The 4,512-nt window shown below is 72.0% G+C and carries 6 protein-coding genes and 2 pseudogenes; 5 read left to right on the forward strand and 3 right to left on the reverse strand.

Annotated elements, in window-relative coordinates:
* Window positions 1–51: 51 nt before the first annotated feature.
* Window positions 52–294: pseudogene (locus tag FV223_RS20895) on the reverse strand (DnaJ domain-containing protein); the annotation flags it as partial.
* A gap of 171 nt (window positions 295–465) precedes the next feature.
* Window positions 466–960 (reverse strand): RT0821/Lpp0805 family surface protein, encoded by a 495-nt coding sequence (locus FV223_RS20900; protein WP_244030506.1) that lies wholly within the window; start codon window positions 958–960, stop codon window positions 466–468.
* A 203-nt stretch (window positions 961–1,163) separates the two neighbouring features.
* Between FV223_RS20900 and pdxH the strand changes: the two genes are divergently transcribed.
* Window positions 1,164–1,742: a pyridoxamine 5'-phosphate oxidase gene (gene pdxH / locus FV223_RS20905; protein WP_147728809.1), complete on the forward strand. Its 579-nt coding sequence runs from the start codon at window positions 1,164–1,166 to the stop codon at window positions 1,740–1,742.
* A gap of 7 nt (window positions 1,743–1,749) precedes the next feature.
* Here pdxH and FV223_RS20910 read toward each other — a convergent pair whose 3' ends face one another.
* The gene (locus FV223_RS20910; protein WP_244030504.1) at window positions 1,750–2,301 is read right to left on the reverse strand and encodes a carboxymuconolactone decarboxylase family protein; all 552 of its coding nucleotides are present in this window, start codon (window positions 2,299–2,301) and stop codon (window positions 1,750–1,752) included.
* 260 nt (window positions 2,302–2,561) lie between these two features.
* On the opposite strand from FV223_RS20910, the gene FV223_RS20915 reads away from it, so the two are divergent.
* From FV223_RS20915 to FV223_RS20925, 4 genes and pseudogenes are all read left to right on the forward strand, one after another.
* A complete protein-coding gene (locus tag FV223_RS20915) occupies window positions 2,562–3,284 on the forward strand; it encodes an SDR family oxidoreductase (RefSeq protein ID WP_147728807.1) in 723 nt (240 codons plus the stop codon).
* Window positions 3,277–3,420: a hypothetical protein gene (locus FV223_RS30685; RefSeq protein ID WP_187276193.1), complete on the forward strand. Its 144-nt coding sequence runs from the start codon at window positions 3,277–3,279 to the stop codon at window positions 3,418–3,420. The genes FV223_RS20915 and FV223_RS30685 overlap by 8 nt, the downstream gene beginning before the upstream one ends.
* Window positions 3,421–3,692: 272 nt before the next feature.
* A pseudogene (locus FV223_RS20920) lies at window positions 3,693–3,908 on the forward strand (hypothetical protein); the annotation flags it as partial.
* Between the two features lie 26 nt (window positions 3,909–3,934).
* A complete protein-coding gene (locus FV223_RS20925; RefSeq protein ID WP_147728810.1) occupies window positions 3,935–4,369 on the forward strand; it encodes an NUDIX hydrolase in 435 nt (144 codons plus the stop codon).
* Window positions 4,370–4,512 lie beyond the last annotated feature (143 nt).

Below are 4,512 nucleotides of genomic sequence, written 5' to 3' on the forward strand. Positions count from 1 at the left end.
CGCCAAGGCCGCGCTCGAAGCCTCGGTGCGCTACCTCGCCGCCGATCTCGGCCCCTCGAACCCGGTCGCGCGCGGCTTGCCGTCGGCGTCGATCTCGCCACGGTCGAACTGGCGGCGCTTCTCCGGCTCGCCGAGGATCTCGTAGGCGGCGTTCGCCTCGGCGAAGCGATCCTTCGCCTTCGCGTCCTTGTTGGTGTCCGGATGGTAGGTCTTGGCGAGCTTGCGGTAGGCCTTCTTGATCTCGGCCTCGCCGGCGCCCTTGGGGACGCCCAGCACCTCGTAGGGATTGCGCATCGGTCTCTTGAACTTCGTGGTTTCGCGCCGGCTGTGGAGCAGCGGCCATCCAGGCCGCATGTGGGCGGCCTGTTGCTCTCGCGCAACGTAGGGGCGACGAGACTCGGCGCAAGCGCGGCCGGCGTCAACCCGAACGCGTCACGCGGCCGAGCCGCCTCGCATCGTTCGCGCTCAGCTCGTCTTGCCCGATCCGGCCTTGCCGGTGCGGATGCGCTTGAGTTCCCACTCGCCGCCGGACGGCTTGCAACCGGTGCCGCGCACGAAGCGGTTGTTCCCGGGAGCAATCACGCTGGCGAGGAAATCGCGGCAGATCAGGTCGTGGGCGACGTAGGGCAGCCCGGTCGGGTTGATCGTGCCGCGCAGGCTGGTCTCGGGGTTGTCCCACTTCACCGGCTTGCCGTTGCCCTGCGGGTCGAGAGCGACCGAGAGCGCGGCGTAGGCGCGGCGCCAATCCTCCTCGCCCAGGTCCGAGCCGAAGCTCGTCGGGCGCCGGCTGATGCTGCCGGTGACGATCGGCTCGTCGGCGACGGTCTCCGCCCTGGCCTCGGGATTGGCATCCGCCCGGAAGATCAGGAGCGGCTGGCTGCAGCCGCAGAGCATCGACGCGAGACCCGCGGCCAGTGCCACCGGCGGGAGCCGCCCAGCCCGCGCTTCCCCCCGCGGCATCGCCGCAGCCCCTTCCTTCTTGTCGCGACGACGCATTACACCTGAACCCGAGACCCTGAACCCAAGACGAGATGGCGCGTAAGTGTGCTCCAACGTCGGTGCCCCCCGACCCGGATCTCACAACGGAGGATTAAGTCGTGGACGCGTTAAAGATCGATGAGTCGGGCGGGCGCGATGCGGTCCCGGATGCCGCCGACTTCACCCTGAGCGACGATCCGTTCGGCCTGTTCGCTGCCTGGATGGCCGAGGCGACGGCGTCCGAGCCCGAGGACGCCAACGCGATCGCGCTGGCCACCACAGGCGCGGACGGCCTGCCGGACGTGCGGATGGTGCTGCTGAAGGGCTTCGACGAGCGCGGCTTCGTCTTCTACACCAACGTCGAATCGGCCAAGGGCGAGGAGCTCGCCGCCAACCCGCAGGCCGCCTTCGTGCTGCACTGGAAGAGCCTGCGCCGGCAGATCCGCGTCCGCGGTCCGGTGTCGCGAGTGACGCCCGAGGAGGCGGACGCCTACTTCGCCAGTCGCCACCGCGACAGCCGGCTCGGCGCCATCGCCAGCCGTCAGTCGCGCCCGCTCGCAGGCCGCGACGCGCTGATGGCGGAGGTGGCGGAGCTGTCGGCCCGCTACGAGGACGGGCCGGTGCCGCGGCCGGAGAACTGGACCGGGTTCCGGATCGCCCCGGTGGCGATGGAGTTCTGGCGCAACGGCGACTATCGCCTGCACGACCGCGTCCGGTTCACCTGCAACGGCAAGGGCTGGGACCGGTCGCGCCTCTATCCCTGAGAAGCCGCTACGGGATCAGGGGCGGCAGCGGCGGCGCGACGCCTTCCGGCAGGGCGGTGCGGGCGACGTTCATCGTCATCGCGAGCAGGGCGTAATAGCCGTTGATCCCGGTGAGATCGATCGCGCCCTGCTCGCCGTAGAGCGCGACCAGGGCCGCGTAAGTCGGGTCGCTCACCGCCTTGTTGCGCTGGAGCTCGGTCGAGAACGCGTAGACCGCGGCTTCCTCGGCCGACATGCCCTCCGGCCGCCGGCCTTCCGCGATCGCCTGCGCCACGTCCGCGTCGACGCCGGCCTTCAGCGCGATCGGATGGTGGATCTGCCACTCGATCTGCTGGCTCCACTCGCGGGCGACGATCAGGATGGCGAACTCGCTGATCCTGAGCGGCAGAACGCTGTCGTAGCGCAGGTACAGGCCCATGTCGCTCGCGCGCAGCATCAGGTCGGGGCTGCGCAGCAGCGGCACGAACGGGCCGAAGACCGGCGTCTTGCGCGCTGCGAAGAACGCGTCCGACGCCGCGAGCTGCGCCGGGGTGAGCCGATCCGCGGAAATGGCGGGCATGCGATCGGTGGGGCGGGCCGTGGTCGGCATGAGGGGGCGATCCGGTGCGAGGGGCTGCGGAGCCCCGGTGATCCCGCCGCATCGGTGCCCCGTCAAGCGTCCCCGCCGGTGTTGCGACGCGGCGAAGTCCCTGGATTTTCGGGCCGGCTGCGCTTAGACCTTGGGCTCAGCGCGGCGGCCCGCCGGGGTGCCCCGGCGCCGACCCCGATCGGAAGCGAGGCACGGCCTTGGCCATACCCGGAAACGAACGCCGTCGCGTCATGCTGCTCACCGGGGCGAGCCGGGGCATCGGCCACGCCACCGTCAAGCGCTTCTCCGCGGCGGGATGGCGGGTGATCACCTGCTCGCGCCACGCCTTTCCCGAGAACTGCCCGTGGGAGATGGGCCCGGAGGACCACCTCCAGGTCGACCTCGCCGACGCCGAGGATACCGTGCGCGGGGTCCGCGAGGTCGCCGAGCGGCTGTCGATCGAGGGCGGGCTGCTCCACGCGCTGGTCAACAATGCCGGCATCTCGCCGAAGGGGCCGAACGGCGAGCGCCTCGGCGCCCTGCCGACCGACTTCGCGACCTGGCAGCGGGTGTTCCAGGTGAACTTCTTCGCGCCCGTGCTGCTCGCCCAGGGCCTGCGCGACGAACTCGCCCGCGCCAAGGGGTCGATCGTCAACGTCACCTCGATCGCCGGGTCGCGCGTCCACCCGTTCGCGGGCGCGGCCTACGGCACCTCGAAGTCGGCGCTGGCCGGCCTGACCCGCGAGATGGCCGCCGATTTCGGGCCGCTGGGCGTGCGCGTCAACGCGATCTCGCCCGGCGAGATCGACACCGCGATCCTGTCGCCCGGAACCGACAAGCTGGTCGAGCAGATCCCGCAGCGCCGCCTCGGCACGCCCGACGAGGTCGCCAAGGCGATCTACTTCCTGTGCACCGAGGCCTCGTCCTACGTGAACGGCGCTGAGCTGCACATCAACGGCGGGCAGCATGTCTGACCGGCTGTCCCGCTGGTTGCTCCTCGTCGTTCTCGCCGCCACGCCCGCCGCCGCCGAGCCGGCGGTCACGATCCTCGATCTGCCGTTCCAGGCGACCGCGGCGGCGAGATCGACGTCGCCCGGGCCGGAGGCGTAGCCCGGCGCCTCGCCGGCGAGGGTGAAGGCGTCGACGGCGGGCGTCCAAAGCTGGAGGCGCCCGCCCTTCGCTAGAACCGCGGCGACCTGCGGCGACCCGGTCCTGGCGAAATCGGCGACGGCGGCGATCCGCAGCGGAGCGCCATCCTGGGAGGGCGTCCGGGCGGTGACGGCCCAGTCGCCGATACCGGCGCGGGTGACGAGGGCCAGACCCGACGCATCGCCGCCGTGGAGCGTCGCCGCGACGAAGGCCTGGCGTCCGGCGAGGCGCACGGCGCGCAGGCGGACCTCGCTCTGCCCGTCGCCGACAATTCGGCTATCGCCCTGGTCTCGCTGAAGGGCGGCATCAGGGAGCGCGCGCGGATCGCGCTGCCCGCCCCCGCCGCCTACGGCGTCGCCGCGCTCGGGCGCGGGACGAAGGTGCGCATCCTCGTCGGCCTGTCCGACGGACGCGTCGCGGTCGTCGCGCCGGATGGGACGAAGCCGTGAGCGAGGCCGATGCGCGATTGTTTCCCATGCGCCCCTTCGTCGGCGCGTCGATCGCGGTGATCCGCGGCGACCGGGTGCTGCTGGCGGCGCGCGCCAATGCGCCGATGCGCGGCGTCTGGACCCTCCCCGGCGGGCTGGTCGAAGCCGGCGAGGCGATCGCCGACGCCGCCCTGCGCGAGCTCAAGGAGGAGGTCGGCCTCGACGCCGAGATGATCGGCGTCCTGCCGCCGACCGAGATCATCCAGCGCGAGCCCGACGGTCGCGTGCGCCATCACTACGTCGTCCACCCCCATGCGGCCCTCTGGATCGGCGGCGAGCCGGAGGCCGGCCCCGAAGCCCTCGCCGTCCGCTGGGCGACGCGCGACGAGATCGCCGACCTCGAAACGACGCCGGGTCTCGCCGACACGTTGGCGGACGCCTTCGCGAAGGTCGCCGCCCGTCGACCCGGGGACCGCCCGTGATCGGCAAGCCGTCCTTCCTGCACCTCATCCTGCCGGTCCTCGCGGTCGGCGCCGGCTTCACCGTTTCCGCGCACGCTCCGGCGCTTGCGCAGCAGCGCCCCCCGGCGCGGCAAGCCCCGAAGCCTGCCGAGAAGGAGCCGCCC

Origin of the sequence: Methylobacterium sp. WL116 (assembly GCF_008039455.1) — a bacterium.
In the GTDB taxonomy this organism is placed as follows: domain Bacteria; phylum Pseudomonadota; class Alphaproteobacteria; order Rhizobiales; family Beijerinckiaceae; genus Methylobacterium.